Here is a 20683-nt window from a genome sequence, read left to right as displayed (position 1 = left end):
ATGTGTCTGTGCTTTGTGTGGGGCGGAGACCCTACCTGTGCGGCGTGCGGGGGGTGCGGGCGCCCCCCGGGCGGCGGCCCCGCACCCGGGGCCCCCGCCCGGATCTCGTCCACCGCGGGGGGACCGTCGCCGTGGACCCCGGCGCCGAGGTCATCGCCGGGCGCCGCACCGCGCGGACCGGCCCGGCGCCCCGCCCCCGGTCAGCTGAGCGTGGACAGCGCCGCCGGGTCGTAAGCGGCCAGCTCGTCGAGCCGACCTGCCAGGACCTTGGCCGCCCACTCGGGGTCGTGCAGCAGCGCACGGCCCACGGCGACCATGTCGAACTCGTCGCGCTCCAGCCGGTCGAGCAGGTTGTCGATGCTCTTGACCTGCGAGCCCTCGCCGCGGAATGCGCCGGAGAACTCACTGTCCAGGCCGACCGACCCGACGGTGATGACCGGCTTGCCGCTGAGCTTCCTCGTCCAGCCCGCCAGGTTCAGGCCGGAGCCGTCGAACTCGGGCTCCCAGTAGCGGCGGGTGGAGGCGTGGAAGGCGTCGACCCCGGCTCCGGACAACGGGCTCAGCAGGGCATCCAGCTCATCGGGGGTCCCGGCGAGCCTCGCCTCGTACGACTGCATCTTCCACTGCGAGAAGCGGAAGATGACCGGGAACGACGGCGAGACCGCTGCGCGCACCGCGGCCACGATCTCCGCGGCGAACCTGGTACGGGCCACCGCGTCACCGCCGTACGCGTCGGTCCGCCGGTTCGTCCCCTCCCACAGGAACTGGTCGATGAGGTAGCCGTGGGCGCCGTGCAGTTCGACCCCGTCGAAGCCGATGCGCTCGGCGGTGGCCGCTGCCTCGGCGAACGCGGCGATCACGTCGTCCAGGTCCCGCTGGGTCATCGCCTTGCCGTTCTCGCCGGTGCCCTCCGGGAGGCGGAGGCCGGAGGGGCCCATGGCGGGGGCGTCGGGGTACGGGGGCTTTCCGGCGGTACGGGCCATGCCGATGTGCCACAGCTGGGGCACGATCGTGCCGCCCGCCGCGTGCACGGCCCCCACGACCTTCGCCCAGCCCGCGAGCTGGTCCTCGCCGTGGAAGCGCGGTACGCGGTCGCTCTCCCCGGCCGACGGGTGGCCGACGTAGGTGCCTTCGGTGACGATCAGGCCGACGCCCGCGGCGGCCCGGCGCGCGTAGTACGAGACCACGTCCTCACCAGGGATGCCGCCCGGCGAGAACTGCCGGGTCATGGGCGCCATCGCGATCCGGTTCGGAACGGTCAGTCCGTTCAGTACGACGGGCCGGGACAGGATCTGTGCCGCGCGGTCGGTGGAGGCGGTGGTGGTCACTTTGCGGGCTCCTCGGTGAAAGGGCTGACCGGAACTGGCACGGGCGTGCCGTCGTGCTCAACCGGGGACAGCCTCCGCTCATTCCGCCGTCCCGCTGTGACCCCCGATACGTCCGGTCACCACCGCGCTCGCCAGCAACGACAGCTCGGCGCGCCGGGCGTCGTCGAGGTGCGCGGCGAGGGCCCGGATCCGCCGGCCGGCGTCGGCGGTGCTCTCACGGGCCAGTTCGTGGCCCTCTTCGGTCAGGGAGACCTGGACGGCGCGTCCGTCGTGCGGCGCGGGGGTACGTCGGACCAGGCCGCGGCGCTCGGCCCGGTCGACCAGGCCGGTCATGCTGGACTTGTCCAGGCCCAGATACCCGGCCAGCTCCTGCATGCCGGGGGTGCGGTCGCGGAGCACACCGAAGAGGCGCAACTGGATGACGGAGAGCCCGCGTTCGGCCGCGACGGCCGCCAGCGCGGCCTGCACCGCGAAGGAGAGCTGAACCAGGCTGTCGACGATTCCCAGGTCGGTGGTCCCCGGTGTGCGGGCTGAGGGAGGGCCGGGCGTGCTCCCGCCCGTCGTGGCGTCAGTCATGTCCTGATCATAGTTGACATAGTACGTGGCACAAATTAATTTGGTTTTGGTCACGTACTAAATCTCTCGCTCATCCGGAGCCGTCCATGCGAGCCGCCGTAGTCCGATCGTTCGACCGTCCGCCCCGTTACGAGGAGTTCGCCACGCCGCAGGCGACCGAGGGGCACGTCCTGGTGGATGTGCTCGCTGCCGGTCTCCACCCCCGCGTCCGCTCCGGCGCCAACGGCACCCACTACACCAGCGACGGGCGCCTGCCGCTGATCCCCGGTGTCGACGGGGTCGGGAGGCTCCCCGACGGGCGACGCGTGTACTTCGTGGCCGACGACGCCGTCCCGGGCACCATGGCCGAGCAGGCGCTGGTCGATCCGCGCCGCTCGGTGCCGCTGCCGGAGAACGCCGATCCGGTGACCGTCGCCGCCGCGATGAACCCCGCGATGTCCTCCTGGGTGGCGCTGCGCCGCCGGGTCGCCTTCCAGCCGGGCCAGAGTGTGCTGGTGCTGGGCGCGACCGGCAACGCCGGACAGATGGCCGTGCAGATCGCCCGCCACCTCGGCGCGGACCGCGTCGTCGCCGCCGGACGCGACCCGCAGCGCCTCGGCCTGCTCGGCGGCCTCGGAGCCACTGATGTGGTCTCGCTGGCCGGCGACCCGGAACAGGCCGCCCACCGGCTGGGCGAGGCCGCGGCCGATGTCGACGTCGTGATCGACTACACCTGGGGAGCCCCTACGGAACGGGCGATTCCCGCCCTGCTCACCCGGCGCGCCGAACGCAGCGCCCCGCTGGACTGGATCCAGATCGGCTCCATGGCGGGGCCGGACATCACGCTGCCCTCCTTCGTGCTGCGCGCGGCCAATCTGCGGATCATGGGCAGCGGCCAGGGATCCCTCACCGCCGCCGGGATCGTCGCCGAACTGCCGTCCCTGCTCGGGGAACTCGCGGCGGGCACACTCACGGTCGCGGCGGTCGCCGTGCCGCTCTCCGAGGTCGAGGAAGCCTGGACGGCGACCGCCGAACCCGGCCGCCGCACCGTGCTCGTACCGGCGCAGCACAGCTAGCTTCTGTCCCGGCAGCCCGGCAGCCCGGCAGCCCGGCAGCCCGGCAGCCAGGCAGCCAGGCAGCCCGGCCGGTCCCGGCCGGTCAGCTGCTCGCACCCGGCTCCGCACCCAGGGCGGCGCTGAGCGCCGTACGGTCGATCTTGCCGTTGCCATTCAGCGGCAGGGCGTCCAGCCGGGTGAGGACGGCGGGCACCATATAGCCGGGGAGCCGGTCGCGGAGCGCCAGGCGGAGGTCGTTCTCACTGCCCGCGGCCCCCGTGTAGGCCGCCGCGATCTCGGTGCCCGCCCGGGTGGCCAGAGCGACGGCCGCCACGTCGCCGACGCCGGGCCGGCTGCGCAGCGCCGCCTCCACCTCACCCAGTTCGACCCGGTACCCGTGCACCTGGACCTGCTGGTCGGTCCGCCCGATGTGCACGAGGGGCAGATCGCGCGAGCCGGCGGGCTCATCGGGCGGCAGCAGGGCGACGCGGTCGCCGGTGCGGTACCAGTGGGCGCCGGTCAGTGCGGTGGCCGGGTCGTAGGGGGCTCCGTCGGGTGCGAGGAACCGGCCGGTGTTGTTCTCCGGGTCGAGATAGCCGGGAAAGCGCTGCGGACCGCGTACGCACAACTCGCTCTGGAACAGGCGGTGTTCCATACCGGGATGGAGAGTGCCGATCGGCACCGTGCCGTTGGCGGGGGCGGGCCAGTGCTCCGGGTCGGCGGGCAGCCGGTAGCCGGTGCAGGTGACGGTCAGTTCGGTCGGACCGTACGCGTTCTCCAGGGAGCTGCCCGGGGCGGCGCGCTGCCACGCCCGCGCCTGCGGGAGCGTCAGCGGCTCTCCGCAGAACATGCTGGCCCGCAGTGTCGGCATGCTTCCCGGTTCCAGCGCACGCAGCCGCTCGGCGAGCGAGATCACCGATGGTACGGAGTTCCAGTGCGTGAGGGCGTGCCGGTTGACGAAGCGGACCGGGGACAACAGGTCGGCGCGGGCCGGTACGACCAGGGCGGCGCCGCTGCCCCACGCGGTGTACATGTCGAAGACGGAGGGATCGAAGGTCAGCTCGAAGGTCTGCGAGCAGCGGTCGCCGGGGCCCGCCGCGAGGCGCGGTACGGCGTGGGCGAGATAGGCGCAGATGTTCCGCTGCTGGACGGGGACGCCCTTGGGCACCCCGGTCGACCCGGAGGTGAACATGATGTACGCCAGGTCGTCCGGGCTGCCCGCTCCGGCGGCTGAGGGCTCCGGGGCCTGGGAGCCGAGGCGCCCGAGGAGCTCGCTGTCCGTCATACCGACGACGGGCGCACCCAGTTGACCGGCGTGCGGGGAGGTCCCGTCGCTGAGGACCACATCGAGTGAGGCCTGGCGCGCGATCATCGCGTTGCGCTCGGCGGGGAACCCGGGACCGAGCGGTACGGCGGCGGCGCCGACGCGCTGGACGGCCAGATAGCCCGCGTAGGCGACGACGGTACGCGCGGCCAGCAGCCCCACCCTGCGCGGCGGCCTCCCGCCGCCGCTCCGCACCAGCGCCGCGGCCAGGTGGCCGGCGAGGAGGGAGAGTTCGGCGTACGTCAGCACGGTGTCGCCGGTCTCCAGCGCCGTACGGTCGCCGTGGACCGCGGCCGAGGCCGCGAACCAGTCGTCGAGGGTGTGCCGTTGGGCGGGCATGCTCACGGTCTGTCCTTGTCGGTGTCGGTGCCGGCGTGGGTGCCGGTGTCGGGTAGCGGATCGGGCTCGGATGCCGGGACGGGCCGGGGGCCTCCTGCCCACAGTGCTGGTCCCGTCGACCTGTCGTCACTGCTGGTACGGCCGGACCCGCCGCACGTGCTGGTCCCGCCGGACACGCCGTAACCGCTGCTCCCGCCGGTCCCGCCCGCGGCCGGTGCGGGCGGCGCGGGGTGTGCGGAGAACGCGCAGCTGAACGGGGTGTCCGACCGGTCGCGCAGACTGATCCACCGGTAGGCGCCCCACCGACCGGACCGGGCGCCCGGGCGTACGTCGATGGTCCAGGGGCGCCCGGCCACCCCCGCGCCGCCGGCCTTCACACAGGCCTCCTGAACGGTCCACACCCAGGCGACCTCGACGGCCGCCTGCTCGGGCGGCAGCGCGGTGACCCGGTCCGCGTGGCCGTGCAGGATCCGGCGGGCGAACCGGGCCGACACCGAGTCCGCGGGCTGCTGGAGATCCACCCCGAGCGCCCGCCCCACCGCGAGCCCCGCGGCGACCGCGCCCCCGCTGTGCGACACGCTGACCCCCACCTCCGGCAGCCCGGCGACGAGGGGCTTGCCGCGCCCGTCCGCGGTGATGGCGGCCCCGGCTGCCGCCGGGTGGACGGCGGCAGCGAGCTGACGCAACAGCCCGCGCCCGGCGAGGAATTCGGCCGCCCGCCACTCGGGAAGGAGGGCGGCGCGGCGCAGATCGTCCCGGTGGGTGCTCGGGGGCGTACGGCCCACGGTGGACCTGGTCACCCAGACCCGGTCGGCCACATCGAGCACGGTGTTCACCGCGGTACGTCCGGCCGGGCAGGTTCGGCCAGGACGTCATCCGGCCGGGCGGGCTCGGCGAGGATGTCATCGGCGGCGTCGGCGAGCACCCCGAGCACCACCTCGTTCGCACCGCCGCCGATGCCGAACAGCGCTGCCTGGGCGCGTACTTCCTGGACCCCGCCGGTTGTGAAACCGGCCGCGCCCCACAGCTGCCCGCACTCGGCCAGCACCGCGCCGACCGTGGCACCCGCCGCGGCCTTGAGTGTGGCGGCGGCCGTCGCGTCGTACCGGGAGACCACGGCCTCCCCGTGCTCCGCCACCAGCGCCTGGAGTTCCCGCAGCCGCAGCAGACACCCGGCGAACCGCTGGCGCACGGCGTCCAGGTCCCAGAGGGTGCCGTCCCCGTGCGCACGGTCCGACAGATGGCGCCGGGTGTCGCGCAGCGTGCGGCGGCACAGCGACACGGCCCACTGCGCACCGGCCAGCCGCTCGGTGGCGATGTGGCGGGCGAAGAGCGGCAGTCCGAAGCCGACCCGGCCCAGTACGTGGTCCCGCCCCACCCGGACACCGTCGAAGGTGAGATGGCCCGCTCCGGAGTCCGCGAAGAGCGCCGAATCGGCGGCGGTCACCCGCACGCCCGGGGCGCCGGCCGGCACCAGGACCCAGGTGAAGTGGGTGAAGTGCCGCCCCGGTCGGTGCCGGGCGAGGACGAGATGGTGACCGGCGCTGGTGGCGTTGGCGATCCAGTTCTTCCCGCCCGTCACCACCAGTCCGTCGTCCTCGATCCGCACCTCGGTGCGCAGCGCGGTGAGATCCGTCCCCGCGGTGACGTCGCTGGCCGCGAGGGAGACCGTCGTACGGCCCGCCAGCGCCGGGGCCAGCGCGGACCGCGCCGCGGGCGAGGCGCCGGCCGCGAGTACCGGCAGCGCGGTGGCGAGCTGGACGCTCACCGACAGGGTGGCGGCGATCGAGAAGCGGGCGTCCACGGCTGCCAGGAGCCCGCCGAGCCCTTCCATGTCGGCGCCCGCAGCGGCGGAACCGTCACGGTAGGCACGGGTGATCAGACCGCCCCGTCCGAGCGCGGCCCACACCTGCTCGCCGCTCGCCCCGGCGTCCAGCCCGTCCAGCGCGCCCCACCCTGGGTGCTCCGGCCGCCGCGGCCGCTGTGTGTCAGGCAAAGTTCACCCCCTGGTCCAGGAGCGCCAGCCGGCCGTCGGCGAGATGCAGCCTGTCGTTGCTGTAGTTCAGCGCGGCCGAACGCAGATCCCGCAGGGCACGTTCCAGCCGGGTGGGGGAGTCCTGGAGGTAGCCGTGCCGCAGCCCGAGCGCGGTGACCAGGTCGTCCACCGCCGCGTAACACTCATCGGCGGCGGTGATCTTCAGCGCGTTGAGGAGCAGCTGACGCGCCGGGGCCGAGAGGTCCGCGCCCGACTCCACCACCGTGAGCGCCCGGACGAGCAGCGCGTGCACCGTCTCCAGGCGCTGCCGGGACCGGGAGATCCGGGTGAGCAGGAGTTCCGACGTCAGGTCGGTGCGTGCGCGCCCGGCCGGGCTGCGCAGGAGCCGCAGCACCCGGGAGAGTGCCCCGGCCGCGGTCCCGAGCCACACCGCTGACCAGCCCAGATGGGCCAGCGGACCGAAGATCTGCGCGGCGATCTCGCGGAACTCGCCGTGCTCGCCCACCACTTGGTGGGCCGGTACGCTCCCGGAGAGCCTGAGCGAGCCGCTGTGGCTGGCGCGCATCCCCATCGGCTGCCACTCCCCGGAGCCGCCGATGGAGAGCTGGCCGCGGTGCGCGTACACCAGCGACACCTCGCTGTCGCTGACGGCGTCCGGGCTGCGCATGGTGATGAGGAAGCCGTCCGCGTACCCGCCGCCGGTCACGACCGGCGCGAATCTGTCGATCACCAGCTGCCCGTCACTGCCCGTCAACCCGGCCTGGGAGCTGAGCAGATGGCCTCCCTTGCCCGCCTCTGTCGTCACCGACGCCAGATAGATCCCGCCCTTGGCGATGCCGGGCAGCAGCTCGTCGCGGAGCGCCCGGTCGCCGTACCGGACGATGGCCTCCGCCTGCTGGCAGTGCATCGCGAAGATCATGCCCACAGACATGTCGCTGCGTCCCAGCGTCCGCGCGGCCACCACCAGGTCCGCCACGGTGCCGCCGAGCCCGCCGTGTGCGGTGGGCACCATGAGTCCGAGCAGACCGGTGCGGCGCAGGGCGTCCAGCGCCTCGACGGGGAACTCCGCCTCCCGGTCGGTGCGCGCCGCGTGCTCATCGGCGACCGCGGCCACCTCCGCGAGCGCGGCCGTCAGATCCAGCGGTCCGGCCGCCGACGGCTCCGTACTCATGCTCCCGCCTGACCGGCGGATCCTTCGGCCAGCTGCGCGGAGATGACGCGCCAGAGGCTGCCCGCGGTGGCGAAGGTCGTGTCGTTGAGCTCCTCGTCCGGCAGGGATATCCCAAAGGTGTCCTCGACGGAGAACAGCAGCTCGATGGCTTGCATCGAGTCGACGCCGAGCCTGCGCAGATCCGTCTCGGGGGTGATGACGACCCCGTCGGGCCCTGCGTTCTTGAGGAAGGGGCTGAGCAGTTCGGTGAATCGCGGGTCCATGGCGGGATCCTCTCGTGGGTGGGCCGGTGAGGACGGGTGGGTCAGCGGATGATGCGGCACAGGTCGTCGACCCCGCGGAGGTTCTCCGGTACGAGGTCGGCGGCGGCGAACTCCGTCCCGAGGTCGTCCTCCAGCCGCTCGATGATCTCGATCAGCCGGAACGAACCGAACGACGGGAACGCGTCGAAGGCCGCGCCGGCGAGCAGCTCGCCCTCCGGGACACCGAGCACGGCGCCGGCTACGGCGGCGACCCGCCCGCGCAGCGCCTCGTCGGGGGCCGCGGGGACGGCGGACGGCGCGGCGTGGAGTTCCAGGTCGGCCGTGAGCACCTCGCGCAGGCGCTCCACGAGCCGCGGCGGTTCGGCCCGGCCGCGGGAGACCCGGCGGTGGGCCAGATACGTCTGCTCGACGACCTTGTCCCAGGCGCGCAGCTGCGCCTCCTCGGCCTCGCTCGTACCCGTCCCCCCGGAGAACAGCTCCCGGTACTTCGCGTGCAGCCTGCGTCCGCGGGCCAGCAGCCAGGTCTCCACGGTGAGCTGTTCGACGGCGCGCGCCCGGTCCGGCCACCTCTCGTACGCGCCGAGGTACTCCCGTACCGCGTCCTCGTCGGCCGTGAGCACCGGCGGCAGCGCGGCGAGCGGCGGCAGCTCTCCCGCGGCGAACTCGACGACGACGGCGGGGCCGATGTCCGCCAGCTCCGCGTCGGAGAGGACCCAGTGGCCTGGTGTCGCGGGCCCCCAGGTCGTCTCGCTGCGGTAGGCGTCCGTGATGTGCGGGCCGTCCGGGCCCGCGGTGAGCAGGAAGCTGTGCTCCATGTGCGCCTGCCGGTGGTACGGCAGCCACGGCAGCCGGAAGGAGTCCGCGATCACATAGTGCGTACCGCCGCGGTCGGCGACTGCGGCGGCCAGCCCGGCGCCGGACAGCCGCTCCCGCCGGACCATGCCCAGCCCCAACAGGGCGGGCTGTGTGCTGAGTTGCTCGTCCGGCGGGGGTTCGACGGTCGGCAGCCCTTCGGCCCGCTCCCAGGTACGGAACTCCAGCCTGGCCCCGGCCCGCAGATGGGTCCCGGCGCCGTGGTGGTGGTCCGCCAGTACGGCCAGATTGACCTGCACACAGTCCAGCAGCCCGGTGTGGACCCCGGCGAAACCGAAGGGCCCGGGTCCACCGGGGTGCTGCTGGATTCCCGGCCCGGATGTCCCGGTGTCCGCCATGTCCGTTCCGCCTCCCCCTGCTCGACTCATCGGTTTCCGTAGCGCCGCACCGGCCCCGCGCCCCGTACCCCCGCCACCGGTCAGAGCCACGGCGGGAGTACGGGAAGTGCGGCCGTGGACGTGAGGCCCGCCCCGCCGGACCGGCCGGCCAGCCAGGCGAGCGCGTCCGCGGGGGACCCGGTGACGACCGGGCCGCCCGCGCCGGACCGGCCGAGCACGGCGCCTCCGGTGTCGCGCAGGGTGAAGTCCGGTACGCCGTCGGCCTCGGCGTAGTAGCCGAGCACATCGGCCAGGATGATCTCCCGCGCCGATGCGGGGATGTCGTGCCAGCCGTAGCCGATGTCCAGGTCCACATGGTGCAGTTCGAGTTCGCGCAGCCGGATCACCAGAATCCGCCGAGGGGTGCAGAGTTCACCGGTGAAGGGCCTGACGGCCGCCTGCCAGGCGGCGGCGGGCAGGGTCTCGATCACGTGCTGGAAGTGCGCGGCGCTCTCCCGGACATCGGCCAGCTGGACCGCGGCCGGACGGTGGACGCCTGCCTCGATCTCGGCGTTGCGGGCCTCGCGGCTCGGGTACTGAGGCGTCTCGACGCCGGTACGCGCCCACTCCAGCAGCCGTTCCAGCGCCGGGGCCTGGCGCGCCAGATGGCTGAGGACATGGCCGCGGCTCCAGCCGGGCAGCCGGGAGGGCGCCGGGACGTCCTCGTCACGGAGCCCGGCCAGCCCGGCGATGAGCCGGTCCGCGGCGGCGGCGATCTCCTGGAACGACTCCCGGGTGGGGGCGATCTCCTTCAACGGGACTCCTTCGGTGTGACGTCCGGTGCGGTCCGGCTCACCGGACCGCGGGGCGGGCGGGTGAGCCGGGCGAACCCTTCGGCGATGGTGGACAGTGCGGCCGCGATGTGCGGAAGGCGCTCAGGGGCGTCGGCCCGCAGCGCCTCCTCCTGCTGCCGCTCGTCGCCGTACAGCAGGCTGGTCGCCGCCTTGAACCTCAGCGCCTCCGGCCGGTCGCCGAGCAGATGACCGCCCAGGACGACGATCCCGGAGTCGTCGAGCAGCCGCGCCGCGAGGGACGCCGAGTCCGTGACCCCGTGCGCGGCCAGCCGGTCGCGCAGCGGCTCGAAGTCCGGGTAGACGTAGAACCCGCCGGCCGGCGGGCGGCATCCGGCGCCCGCCTCGACCGCGATCCGGTGAACGGCCCGCGCCACCGCACCGTGCAGCCGGGCACTGGCCCGCTTCCTTGCCACGATCTCCGGGGGCTCCGCGAACGCGTACTCGGCGACCTGCTGCATCGGCCCGGCGAGCGTCGACCACAGCTCGCTGGCCGCCGCGACCACGGCGTCCCGCAGCAGCCCGCCCGTCTCGCCCGCCGGGAACCGCGCGGCGCCTATACGCCAGCCGCCGAGCCCCAGCGTCTTGGAGAGACCGGTGGTGACGACGGTGCGCTCCGGGGCGACCTCGGCCGGGCTGAGGAAGGGCGTGGCCCGCGGGTCGTGGACGATGTCCCGGTAGATCTCGTCGGAGACGATCAGCAGGTCATCGGCGCGGGCGAGTGCGCAGATCTCACGGACCGCCGCAGGCGGGGCGAGCGTCCCGGTCGGGTTGTCCGGCAGCGTCAGCACCAGCAGCCGCGGATCGCCGCCGCTCTCCCTGGCCCGGCGGATCGTCTCACGCAGCGCACCGGGCTCCGGCACACCGCCGTACTCCCGGGGGACCGGCACCCCGAAGACCCGCTTGCCCGCGTACGCGGCCTGCGGTGCGTAGGTGTTCCAGGCGGGCCGGGGCAGCAGCACATCGCCGGGGACGGCGAGCTGTACGGCCATCAGCAGCGGCTTGCTACCGGGGCCGACCACGATCCGGTCGGCATCCGTGGGCAGCCCGCGGCGCGCGAAGTATCCGGCGACGGACTCGCGTACGCCTTCGGCGCCCGCCACCGGTCCGTACGCCGAGCGGGACGCGCCGATGGCCAGCTGCTCGACGAGCTGCGGCAGCACCGGCAGCCGCGCCTCGCCGAACGCGAGGTGGACCAGCGAGTCACCCTGCGCCCTGCGCCGGTCGACCAGCTGGTTCAGCGCCAGATTCGGGGAGGGCGGTGCGAAGGTCACGGCGGTCATGTGCGGTTCCTCTCCGGCGGCCGGTGCGCGCGGGCGCCCGCAGGGCCGGGGGACCCGGCACCTTCAGGGGCGCCGCCGCGTACGGCCGCCGCGATGTCGGCGGGGGTCGCGGGGTCGGGCTCCAGCTCGTCCAGCCAGGCGGCATCCAGCGACCAGCGGGCCCGGAACGGCCTGCCCACCAGCGCCGGATCGCGCGCCTGGAGCATCCGCAGCCGGAAGAAGGCGCCGTCGGGCGTCTCCTCCACACCGTCGACCACGACCTTGCCCGGCGTCGCCGACATCACGGGCCCGCGCACCGTGCGCGCGAGACCCGGCAGGGTGCGGTACGCATCGGTGAAGATCTCCACCGCCCTGGCGAGCGGCACCTTGAAGTAGTCGTACGGTCCGGTGTCCCGCTCCACGAACAGGTAGTACGGCACAGCCCCGGCCGCCAGCTCGGCCCGCCACAGCTCGCTCCACACCCGGGCGTCGTCGTTGACGTGCCCGATCAGCGGTGCCTGGCAGTAGACGACGGCGCCGGTCGCCCTGATCCGGGCCAGGGCCCGGCGCGCGAGGCCGCTCTCCAGCTCGCGCGGATGGCTGAAGTGCGCCATCACGGCGAGCTGCCGCCCGGACGCCACCACCCGCTCGAACAGCCGCAGCACCTCGTCGGCGTCCGGGTCGGTGACATACCGCTGTGGCCAGTAGGCCACGGACTTGGTGCCGATCCGGACCGTACGGACCGTCTCGACACCCAGCAGCGGTTCGATGTGGCCGCGCAGCCGCTCGGTCGACATCACCATCGGATCGCCGCCCGTGACCAGCACGTCGTGCACCTCGGGGTGGCCGCCCAGGTACGCGATCAGCCCGGACGGGTCCGGCGCGGCGAAGCGCAGGTCCGCGTCGCCGATGAACTGCGCCCAGCGGAAGCAGTAGGTGCAGTAGGCGTGGCAGGTCTGCCCCTGGCCGGGGAAGTAGAGCACCGTCTCGCGGTACTTGTGCTGGAGACCGGGGAGCTGGACGCCCTCCTGGCTCGGCACGTTGAGCTGCTGCTGCCCCGAGGGATGCGGATTGAGCCGCTCGCGGATCTCCCGTACGGCCTCGCGCAGCAGGAGCTTGTCCGCGGGGTCGCCGGAGAGCTTGGCGAGCTGGTCCTCGTCGGAGCGGGCCAGCATGCCGCTCTGCGGGAACGTCAGCTGGAACATGGGGTCATCGGGTACCCGTTCCCAGTCGATGAGGTGCGACAGCACGTACTCGTTGACCCGGAACGGCAGCACGAGCGACACCCTGCGCACGGTCTCCGTGATGTCCCCGGGCAGCCCGAACCGGCGGGCGATGTCGTCGATATGGCGCGGCCCGAACGCCCTGAACCTCTCCGGATCCTGGCGGCCGGCCGGCATCAGCGCGTACCTCCCGCCCGGTTCGGTTTGCGGTACAGCTCGTCGCCCAGCACCAGGAAGTCCAGGTCCATGGAGCGGAACGCCCGCACCGCGTCGGCCGCGGTGTTGACCACCGGTTCGCCCTTGTCGTTGAAGGAGGTGTTGAGCAGGACGGGCGGCACACCGCTGCGCCGCAGACCGTCCAGGGCCGCGCCCACCGCCGGTGCCTCGTCGCCGTGCAGCACCTGCGGGCGGGTGGTGCCGTCGACGTGCACGACCCCGGGGGCCACGCTGCGCCCCAGCTCGGTGGCCCTGGCCGCGCCGAGCATGTAGCGGCTCAGATGTTCCTGCTGCTCCCAGAGCAGGGCGCCGTAGTCGGGCCGGGTGACCCCCGCGAAGGGCCGCCACTGCTCACGGTTCTTGACCGAGTTGACCCGGGCGTGCACCGCGGGGGTGTCCGGTACGGCGATGATCGACCTGCGGCACAGCGCACGCGGACCGACCTCGGCCCGGCCCTGGGCGACGGCGCCGACCCGCCCGTCGATGAGCAGCGCCGTCAGCTCGTCGGTGTCGAGTCCGCTGCGGACCAGGCCCGAAGTGTCGGGCGCTCCGGGCCCGTTGGTGTGGTCGTAGCCGTGGATGTCGGTGCCCAGATAGGGGCTGAGCGCCCCGGTGCGCCGCTTCGGCGGCCGTACGGTCCAGGCGGCTCCGAGCGCGACGCCCGCGTCGTGCGGCACCGGCGGCACGTACAGCGGTCCGGGCAGCGTGCCGTTGGTGCTGCAGTTCAGCGCCACACCTCCGCTCATGCAGAGCTGCTCGACACCCGACGCCTTGCGGGTCAGCGCCGCGAGATGGCTGACGGTCTCCTCGATGAGGCGCTGCGCGGTGTAGGCGACGAGGACCGCGCGTGGGTCGTCGGTGAGCGACTCCTCGGGGGCGCTCGGCGCGTCGGCGCCGGCGATCCGTGTGTAGCGCTCCCGCCACCGCGCGACCGTGTTCTCGTACTGCTCCCTGATCTCGCCTGCGGTGGCGTGTCCGGTGCTCTCCGTCAGGGGCTCGACGGCGAGCCGGAATCCGTCGGCCCCGGTGTCGACGAGCGATTCGACGTCGAGGCCCGCGGCGCGACCGTACGCGGCGAGCCCCATGGTCTTGCCCGCGTTGAGGAAGGAGAAGCCGAGCCAGGTGGAGGCGGCGTCGTAGGCGTACCCGAGCGACGCGGTGCGCTGCCAGCTCCGCTCAAGGCGGGGTTCGGCACCCTCCTCGTACGTCCAGATGGTGGAGGACTCGTTCTCGCCGTGCCCGTCGACGACCAGGACCCCGGCCTTCGGGAAGGGTGACGCGTAGAAGGACGACGCGGCGTGCGCCTGGTGGTGGGGTACGCGGACCACCTCGGGGGTCCGGCCGCCGAAGTCCAGGCCGACGGCGTACTCCAGGAACTCGGCGTCGTCCGCGAACCGGCGCGGGTACAGCTGCTCGCTGTCCCAGCCGAGCGCGACCACATCGATGTCGGCGGCGGAGATCCCGGCCTGTGCCAGGCAGAACCGGGCCGCGCCCAGGGGTTTGCGGTAGAGCGAGTGCCGGCGCCGGTTGCAGCGCTCCTCCTCGGAGAAGGCGACGATCTCGCCGTTCCCGTCGATGAGGCAGGCGGCGCTGTCGTGCCACCCGGCGGGAGGGGCGTTGACTCCAAGAATCCACGTCATGCGCGTCTCTCCTCGTTGGCTGTCGGTCGGTCACGGAAGGCGGGTGAGGGTGTACCGCACGGCACGCCGGGCGCGGCCGAGTGCGTCCGCGCACGCGGCCGGGGTGGCGCCGACGGCGATCAGCGCGGCGATGCGGGGCACGATGCCGCGCGGGGGCAGCAGCAGTCGGCTGCCCGGGGTGGCGAGGGGGACCGCTTGGGCGATGCCGGGTTCGGCGGCGGCTGCGGTCAGGTCCAGGGAGTCCACGGTGGCGTCGTGCTCGGGGTAGAGGAAGCGCACCTCTGCGCAGCGGTCCCGGGTGGGGGTGAGGCCGGGGGCGCGGCCGAGCGCGATGTCCACGGCGGCCGTGACCGGGTCGACACCGGTGGCGAGGGTGCCCAGCAGCGGGATGAAGTCGCCGCCGAGCCGGCCGTTCACCTCCACGACACGGGGCCCGGTGGGGGTGAGGCGCAGCTCGGTGTGGGTCACTCCGGTGCGGATGCCGAGGACCGTGTGGGCCCGCGCCACCACGGACCGGATCTCGTCCGCCCACGGCTCGTCGCGCCAGGGGGCGACGAGATGGCCGGTCTCCTCGAAGTACGGCGCGAATCCGAGCTGTTTGCGCGCGACGTTCACGATCCGGACCGCCCCCTCGGACACGGCACAGTCCACGCTGATCTCCGGGCCCTCCAGGTACTCCTCCACGATGGCGCCGTCCAGGGCGCTGATGCCGGGGAACGAGGAGGTGCACGCCTGCTCGAAGGCGCGGGCAAGCCCGCCGGGGTCCGTCACGAGGCTCACCCCGATGCTGCCGGCCAGCCCGCGCGGTTTCACCACGACCGGCAGGCCGAGAGCCTCGGCGGCCTCCACCGCCTCCGCATGGCTGTGCACATGGCGGTACGCGGCCGAAGGGACCCCCGCCGCACCGAGCAGCCGCCGGGTGGCCAGCTTGTCGCGGCAGCGGCGGGCGGCTTCGGGGCTCATATGCGGAAGCCGCAGCAGCCGGGCCGCCTCGGCGGTGGTCTCCAGGAGAGTCTCGTCCCAGGTCAGTACAGCGCCGGGGCCGCCGTGACCGTCCAGCAGCTCCGTCACGGCCTGGGCGGTGGCGGCGGCGTCGGAGGTGTCGGCGGTCCTGAACCGGTCGCCCACGTAAGGCCGTTGCCAGTCGACAGCGGTGCTCTGGACGAGCCCGGTCTCGACCCGTGCGGCGACGGCGCTCAGCGCGTACGCACGGTAGGGCGGATTGCCGCAGCCCACGACGGCGAGCCGGCCGGGCCGCCGTACATCGACCGGTGAGCACACCAGCGACGCGTCCCGCATCGTACGGCGGACGGCCTCCTCGACCCGGGCGCTGTCCCGCCCGCGGAACCGGAACCGGATCCCGGCATTCTCGTATCCGCCCTCGCTCAGCAACGCCCCCGCATGCGGGCGCACTTCGGCGTAAGGGCCGGTGTCCCTACCCGGGTCCCGGTGGCCGGTCGCCGTGACGACCCGGCAGGGCATCGGCACCGAGGGCGGCACCAGCAGCCATCCCGCCACTTCGGTGGGTCCGTCGAAGGGCGGTGCCGTGCCGGTGCCGATGCCCGTCTGCTGGGCGACGGCCACTGCCATCAGGTCGACGCCGTGCACCTCGCGCCAGATGAAGGGGACTTCGGCGCCGCCCGGCCTGGCCCCGATCTCCAGGACGGTCAGGGCACCGTCGCTGCTCTCGAACAGCTCCAGATGGAAGACGGCGGGACCGGCGAAGAGCGCACGGGCGGTCGCGGCGGCGATCCCGCCCACCCGGCCGATGAGGCCGGGGTCGTCGATCTCGACCGAGCCCAGGGCGGTACCGGCCGTGAACTCAAGACAGGTGCTCAGATACCGGGAGGCGCGCCAGGCGCCGAGGCCGTCGCCGGTGTACACGCCGTCGACGTGCAGCACCCGGTCGGGCAGCCACGGCTGGACGAGCATCTCGGTGTCGCGCGGGAAGGCGTACGCCCGTAGCTCACCGGGGGAGTCGAGCCGCCGGATTCCGGCACTGGCGGTGCCCCGCCGAGGCTTGACCAGCACCGGCCAGCCGTGCCGTCCGGCGAAGGACTCGACCGCTTGGTGGTCCGGTGCGCAGGCGGTCGCGGGAACGGCGACACCCGCGGCCGTGAGCCGCCGCGCCATCAGCAGCTTGTCGCGCAGCGGTTCCAGATCGTCGCTGCGCTGTCCCGGCAGGCCGAACTCGCCCCGCAGATCGGCCGCCAGATCGAGATCGGTCTCCTGGAGCGCCACGATGCGGGTCGGCGGCCCGCTCCGCCTCGTCAGCGAGCCGATCGCTTCACGGACCTGTTTGACGTTCTCGGTGCTGTCCACGAGCCGTACACCGGCGGCCAGTTCGTGCGGGAGGTGGCGGGCGGCCCGTTCGGTGGTGACATAGCTGACGCGGTGGACAGTGTGGTCCAGGTACGCGGTGTAGTCGGCGTACCGGTCGGTCCAGCGGTGGATGACCATCACGTGTTCGGGCACTGGGACGCCTCCTGGGGCAGGAACGAGCACGGGCGGGCGGGACGGCGGGGGAGAGGGGCACGGGACGACGGGGCCCGGACGCGCCGGACGTCCTGGGCCCGGATGTCCCGTACCGGGTCCCTCCCGCCGGATGTCTCACGCCCTTGGCTTCGCGGGCGGCGCCAGGTCAGCACGCTCCGGCGGTGGACACGAGCGCGTGGTGCATGTCCCACAGCAGTTCCGCGCACCGCTCGCGGTCCATGTCCTTGGCGGTGAGCCGTACCGACAGCTCGGCCGGGCCCTCCAGGGAGCGGGCGTAACAGCGCGGGCCGATCGTGGTGAAGGGCTCCTCCCAGACGAGAACGGGCTCGATGTCGGCTTCGACGGGGGGCCGGGCGACGGGGGCCGGATCGCCGGAGCACGCGGGCCGCTGCTCCGGCAGGGCCACATGGTTGAAGGCGCAGACGGGTTCGGGAGCGCCCGGCCTGCGGGCGAGCAGCGCGGCGACGGCGGTGACGTCGTGCGCGCCGTGCCGGAAGGCGCCGAGGCTGCTCCAGTGCGCGGCGGTCGCCAGTCTGCGCAGGTCGTTCCCACGGGCGCCCTCGATCAGGGCGGGCACCCACTGGTTCATCGAGGTGACGACATTCTTCCAGCGGGCCGAGAAACGGTTGGCGCTCATCAGCCGCACCAGCAGGGCGTCGGTGCCGCAGATTCTGGCCACACCGCGGACGTAGGCGGCGAGGACGACGCTGGAGACGGAGACCCCGGCAGCCGCCGCGACCGAACGGGCAGCGGCGCGTGCGGGGCCGGAGCGAAGGGTGACCTGTACGACGCCCGTACCGGTGGCGGCCGTCGCGGCCGGCAGGGCGGCGGGCGGTGCCTGGTCGAGCAGCCGGTGCCAGTGGCCGAGCGCCGCGCTCTGCCGGCGCAGTCCGGCAGGGGTGCGCTGGTCGGCGGCCAGCTCCGCGGGGCCGGGCACGGGAGTGGACCCGGTGCCGGACGGGTCGGTGAGCGCCGTGGTGAACTCCTGGCGCAGCACCTCCTGGGCCCAGGCATCCGCGGCGATGTGGTGTTTGACGAACAGCAGATGCGAGGCGGTACCCGCCCGGGTCAACAGCGTGGCCCGCCAGCCGTGTTCGTCGCCGAGCCGGAACGGCCGGGCTACCGGGCCCGCGATGAACCCGTCGGGCGGCAGGTCACCCGTCTCGACCACGGGCAGCGCGTCGGAGAAGCCGGTGTCGGGCGTCAACTGCGTGGGTGTGTCCGGGTCCTGGAGTCCGTAGCGCGTCCGCAACGACGGATGACGGGCGACGACGGCGCGCAGGGCCGTACGCACCTGCTCCGTGCCGGTGCCGCGGGGGAGCGCCCAGAGCGCGGCGTTGTTCGCCTCATGGCGCCGGGGGCCCGGCAGATCCCGGATGTCGTGCCAGACCGAGAGCTGGCCCAGCGAAAGCGGTCCTGCCACGGACACGCACCCCCTCCGTCGACATGGATCCGGGCCAACTCCCGGTACCCCAGCAGACTTTCACATGGTGGAATGTGAATTCCATACGCCGCTGACGCTGCCACACACTGTTGAAGCCTGTCCAGGGCGAACGGGTCACCGTGGTCTCACTGCTTGTCACGCGACACCCCGCAACACCCCTTATTTCCACGGGGGATGGGGCCGGACTGGACGTGCCGTTCTTCCGTGGCCCGCCGCGTGGCGCGCCCCCGCCCGACCTGCTGAGTGATCCACATCACATGCCATCCGTGTCGCCCGCATGAGAGTCTGGGCTCACCTTCGGAAGTTGAATTCCGCTATACGAAATATGCGGACGTCAGATACGAGAAGAGCGCGGCGGTAACCGTCGGCCGGGCCCGCGCGACGCGACCGGGGCCCGGTGCCCGCCGGAGACCCGGACGCACCGGCCCCGCCGGGCCGTCGTTCCCGCACCAGACGAGGGGTCCCACCAACGTGACGCAACAGCCGTACCCGCAGGCCGGTCCCGCCGGGGAGTCCCCGCCCGGTTCCCTGCCCGGCCCTTTTCCCGACTGTCTGCCCGACTACGTGCCCGGCTCCCTGCACAGCTTCCTGCTCGGAGCGGTGGAGCGGACTCCGGACCGTCCCGCCGTCATCGAGTCCCCCCGGGCCGGAACGACCACCGTGACCACCTACGGCGAACTCGGCTCCCTGGTGCACACCTATGCCGGTGCACTGGAGGAACTCGGTATCGAGACCGGCGCCCGGGTGGTCCTGGAGGCCGAAACGACCGCCCTGTCCCTCGCGATGTTCCTCGCCTGTTCACGGGCCGGTCTCACCTTCATCCCGGTGAGCCCCGAAATGCCGGACGGGCGGCTGCGGTCCATCATCGGGACCGCCCGGCCCGCACTCCATCTCCAGACGGCGGACGGTGAGCGGAAGGGCATCCCGCAGGAGGTCGGGACGGCCCGGTTCGGGCCAGGGGGACTGGCCGTGGAGCGGATGCCGCAGTGGCGGGCGCCCCGGCGGCGGACCCCCGTCGTCACCGATCCCGCCTACATCATCTTCACGTCGGGCACCACGGGCCGGCCCAAGGGTGTCGTGATGAGCCACCGTGCCGTAGTCGCCTTCTACCGGGGCATGCTGGCCCACCGCCTGGCCGCGCCCGACGACCGCATCGCCAGTACCTCTCCGCTCCAGTTCGACTTCTCCCTGCTCAACATCGGTCTGGCACTGGGCACCGGGGCATCCGTCGTCCCCGTACCGCCACGACTGGTGCGCTGGCCGCGGCACTTCCTGCGGGTGCTGCGCGAGACCGGGACGACGCAGGTCAACGGCGTACCGTCCATCTGGCGCCAGGCACTGCGGTACGAACCCGGGCGGCTGGCTGCGCTCCACGGGCTGCGCCGGATCCTCTTCTGCGGTGAGGTGTTCCCGCCGGCCGAGCTGCGCAGGCTCCAGGAACTGCTGCCGCGTACGGAGTTCACCAACTGCTACGGCAGTACGGAGTCGATGGCATGCTCCTTCGAGCCCGTGCCCCGGCCGCTTCCCGACACGGCGGAGCCGCTCTCCATTGGCATCGCCCACCCCGGCGCTGAGCTGTTTCTCGTCGACGATACGGGCCGGACCATCGAGGAACCCGGTGTGGCCGGCGAACTCCATCTGCGCAGCCCCGCGCTCTTCACCGGTTACTGGGACGACCCTGCCGCCACCCGCGCGGCGCTGGTGCCCGATCCGCTGTCCCCGCAGTCGGGCCAGCAGGTCCTGCGCACCGGCGATCTGGGCACCAGGGGCAAGGACGGCGCGTTCTACTTCTGCGGCCGGGCCGACTCCCAGGTGCAGATCAACGGCAACAGGGTCGAACTGGGCGAGGTGGAGCAGCAGTTGCAGGCCCACCCCCGGGTCACGGCGGCGGCCGCGATGGCACTGCCGGGGGCCGGGGGCGGACAGCAGCTGACGGCCTTCACCGTTCTCTCCCGGCAGGCGCCGGCCGACGGATCCCCCGAGGCGCGGAGGGCGGTGGACGCGGGCGCCCTGCGGGAATTCTGCGCGCAGGCCCTGCCGCCGTACATGGTCCCCCAGGAGATCCATGTGGTGGACACGCTGCCCACGACACCGAACGGCAAGGTCGACCGCGCGGCGCTGGCAGCAGGCACCGGCCCGGTGCGGGATCCCGGCTCCGTACAGTTTCCGGCGCTCACCCCGACTCCGTACGGCAACCCGTGCCACCGGGCCGGGCCCCCGCCGTGCTGCGCGGGTGCGGTCGCTGAGAGCGCCCGCCCGGAATACGGCGAGCGGGCGCGCCTCACCCCGTAACGGAACCCCGCCATCGAACGCCCTGGTGGGCAATCGCG

The 20683-nt window shown here is 73.3% G+C and carries 16 protein-coding genes; 2 read left to right on the top strand and 14 right to left on the bottom strand.

What is annotated here, in order from left to right; genetic code table 11:
• Nucleotides 1-200: 200 nt before the first annotated feature.
• Nucleotides 201-1328, bottom strand: coding sequence for an NADH:flavin oxidoreductase (locus ACFXBC_RS14005; RefSeq protein WP_385023158.1), 1128 nt, complete (start codon nt 1326-1328; stop codon nt 201-203).
• Between the two features lie 78 nt (nt 1329-1406).
• A complete protein-coding gene (locus ACFXBC_RS14000; RefSeq protein ID WP_385023156.1) occupies nt 1407-1904 on the bottom strand; it encodes a MarR family winged helix-turn-helix transcriptional regulator in 498 nt (165 codons plus the stop codon).
• An 86-nt stretch (nt 1905-1990) separates the two neighbouring features.
• Here ACFXBC_RS14000 and ACFXBC_RS13995 point away from each other — a divergent pair, with 86 nt between their 5' ends.
• Nucleotides 1991-2959, top strand: coding sequence for a zinc-binding alcohol dehydrogenase family protein (locus ACFXBC_RS13995; protein WP_385023155.1), 969 nt, complete (start codon nt 1991-1993; stop codon nt 2957-2959).
• A gap of 82 nt (nt 2960-3041) precedes the next feature.
• Here ACFXBC_RS13995 and ACFXBC_RS13990 read toward each other — a convergent pair whose 3' ends face one another.
• The 12 genes from ACFXBC_RS13990 to ACFXBC_RS13935 form a co-directional block, all read right to left on the bottom strand.
• Nucleotides 3042-4601 carry an AMP-binding protein gene (locus ACFXBC_RS13990; RefSeq protein WP_385023164.1) on the bottom strand — a complete coding sequence of 520 codons (1560 nt, stop codon included), beginning with the start codon at nt 4599-4601 and terminating at the stop codon, nt 3042-3044.
• Between the two features lie 2 nt (nt 4602-4603).
• A complete protein-coding gene (locus ACFXBC_RS13985; RefSeq protein WP_385023153.1) occupies nt 4604-5437 on the bottom strand; it encodes a 4'-phosphopantetheinyl transferase family protein in 834 nt (277 codons plus the stop codon).
• A complete protein-coding gene (locus tag ACFXBC_RS13980) occupies nt 5434-6597 on the bottom strand; it encodes an acyl-CoA dehydrogenase family protein (protein ID WP_385023151.1) in 1164 nt (387 codons plus the stop codon). Before ACFXBC_RS13980 ends, ACFXBC_RS13985 begins: the two co-directional genes overlap by 4 nt.
• A complete protein-coding gene (locus tag ACFXBC_RS13975) occupies nt 6590-7768 on the bottom strand; it encodes an acyl-CoA dehydrogenase family protein (RefSeq protein ID WP_385023149.1) in 1179 nt (392 codons plus the stop codon). Before ACFXBC_RS13975 ends, ACFXBC_RS13980 begins: the two co-directional genes overlap by 8 nt.
• Nucleotides 7765-8031, bottom strand: a complete 267-nt coding sequence (locus ACFXBC_RS13970; RefSeq protein ID WP_385023147.1) for an acyl carrier protein — start codon at nt 8029-8031, stop codon at nt 7765-7767. Before ACFXBC_RS13970 ends, ACFXBC_RS13975 begins: the two co-directional genes overlap by 4 nt.
• Before the next feature lie 41 nt (nt 8032-8072).
• Nucleotides 8073-9242 carry an acyl carrier protein gene (locus ACFXBC_RS13965; RefSeq protein ID WP_385023145.1) on the bottom strand — a complete coding sequence of 390 codons (1170 nt, stop codon included), beginning with the start codon at nt 9240-9242 and terminating at the stop codon, nt 8073-8075.
• Between the two features lie 80 nt (nt 9243-9322).
• Entirely contained in the window at nt 9323-10036 is a 714-nt protein-coding gene (locus ACFXBC_RS13960) for a maleylpyruvate isomerase family mycothiol-dependent enzyme (protein WP_385023143.1), read from the bottom strand.
• Nucleotides 10033-11355, bottom strand: coding sequence for a pyridoxal phosphate-dependent aminotransferase (locus ACFXBC_RS13955; RefSeq protein WP_385023141.1), 1323 nt, complete (start codon nt 11353-11355; stop codon nt 10033-10035). Before ACFXBC_RS13955 ends, ACFXBC_RS13960 begins: the two co-directional genes overlap by 4 nt.
• Nucleotides 11352-12734: a KamA family radical SAM protein gene (locus ACFXBC_RS13950; protein ID WP_385023139.1), complete on the bottom strand. Its 1383-nt coding sequence runs from the start codon at nt 12732-12734 to the stop codon at nt 11352-11354. Before ACFXBC_RS13950 ends, ACFXBC_RS13955 begins: the two co-directional genes overlap by 4 nt.
• The gene (locus ACFXBC_RS13945; protein ID WP_385023137.1) at nt 12734-14413 is read right to left on the bottom strand and encodes a carbamoyltransferase C-terminal domain-containing protein; all 1680 of its coding nucleotides are present in this window, start codon (nt 14411-14413) and stop codon (nt 12734-12736) included. The genes ACFXBC_RS13950 and ACFXBC_RS13945 overlap by 1 nt, the downstream gene beginning before the upstream one ends.
• Before the next feature lie 30 nt (nt 14414-14443).
• A complete protein-coding gene (locus ACFXBC_RS13940) occupies nt 14444-16888 on the bottom strand; it encodes an ATP-grasp domain-containing protein (protein WP_385023135.1) in 2445 nt (814 codons plus the stop codon).
• A gap of 166 nt (nt 16889-17054) precedes the next feature.
• A complete protein-coding gene (locus ACFXBC_RS13935) occupies nt 17055-18332 on the bottom strand; it encodes a condensation domain-containing protein (protein ID WP_385023133.1) in 1278 nt (425 codons plus the stop codon).
• 492 nt (nt 18333-18824) lie between these two features.
• On the opposite strand from ACFXBC_RS13935, the gene ACFXBC_RS13930 reads away from it, so the two are divergent.
• Nucleotides 18825-20645 carry an AMP-binding protein gene (locus tag ACFXBC_RS13930; RefSeq protein ID WP_385023131.1) on the top strand — a complete coding sequence of 607 codons (1821 nt, stop codon included), beginning with the start codon at nt 18825-18827 and terminating at the stop codon, nt 20643-20645.
• Nucleotides 20646-20683: the final 38 nt, after the last annotated feature.

The organism is Streptomyces sp. NPDC059398 (assembly GCF_042751845.1).
Lineage (GTDB): Bacteria > Actinomycetota > Actinomycetes > Streptomycetales > Streptomycetaceae > Streptomyces.
This window is presented reverse-complemented; position numbering and strand designations above follow the sequence as displayed.

Excerpts from the sequence above, each read along its gene's own strand:
- ACFXBC_RS14000 (WP_385023156.1), bottom strand. The coding sequence starts at position 1,904 with ATGACTGACGCCACGACGGGCGGGAGCACGCCCGGCCCTCCCTCAGCC.
- ACFXBC_RS13995 (WP_385023155.1), top strand. The coding sequence starts at position 1,991 with ATGCGAGCCGCCGTAGTCCGATCGTTCGACCGTCCGCCCCGTTACGAG.
- ACFXBC_RS13990 (WP_385023164.1), bottom strand. The coding sequence starts at position 4,601 with ATGCCCGCCCAACGGCACACCCTCGACGACTGGTTCGCGGCCTCGGCC.
- ACFXBC_RS13975 (WP_385023149.1), bottom strand. The coding sequence starts at position 7,768 with ATGAGTACGGAGCCGTCGGCGGCCGGACCGCTGGATCTGACGGCCGCG.
- ACFXBC_RS13970 (WP_385023147.1), bottom strand. The coding sequence starts at position 8,031 with ATGGACCCGCGATTCACCGAACTGCTCAGCCCCTTCCTCAAGAACGCA.
- ACFXBC_RS13965 (WP_385023145.1), bottom strand. The coding sequence starts at position 9,242 with ATGGCGGACACCGGGACATCCGGGCCGGGAATCCAGCAGCACCCCGGT.
- ACFXBC_RS13955 (WP_385023141.1), bottom strand. The coding sequence starts at position 11,355 with ATGACCGCCGTGACCTTCGCACCGCCCTCCCCGAATCTGGCGCTGAAC.
- ACFXBC_RS13950 (WP_385023139.1), bottom strand. The coding sequence starts at position 12,734 with ATGCCGGCCGGCCGCCAGGATCCGGAGAGGTTCAGGGCGTTCGGGCCG.
- ACFXBC_RS13945 (WP_385023137.1), bottom strand. The coding sequence starts at position 14,413 with ATGACGTGGATTCTTGGAGTCAACGCCCCTCCCGCCGGGTGGCACGAC.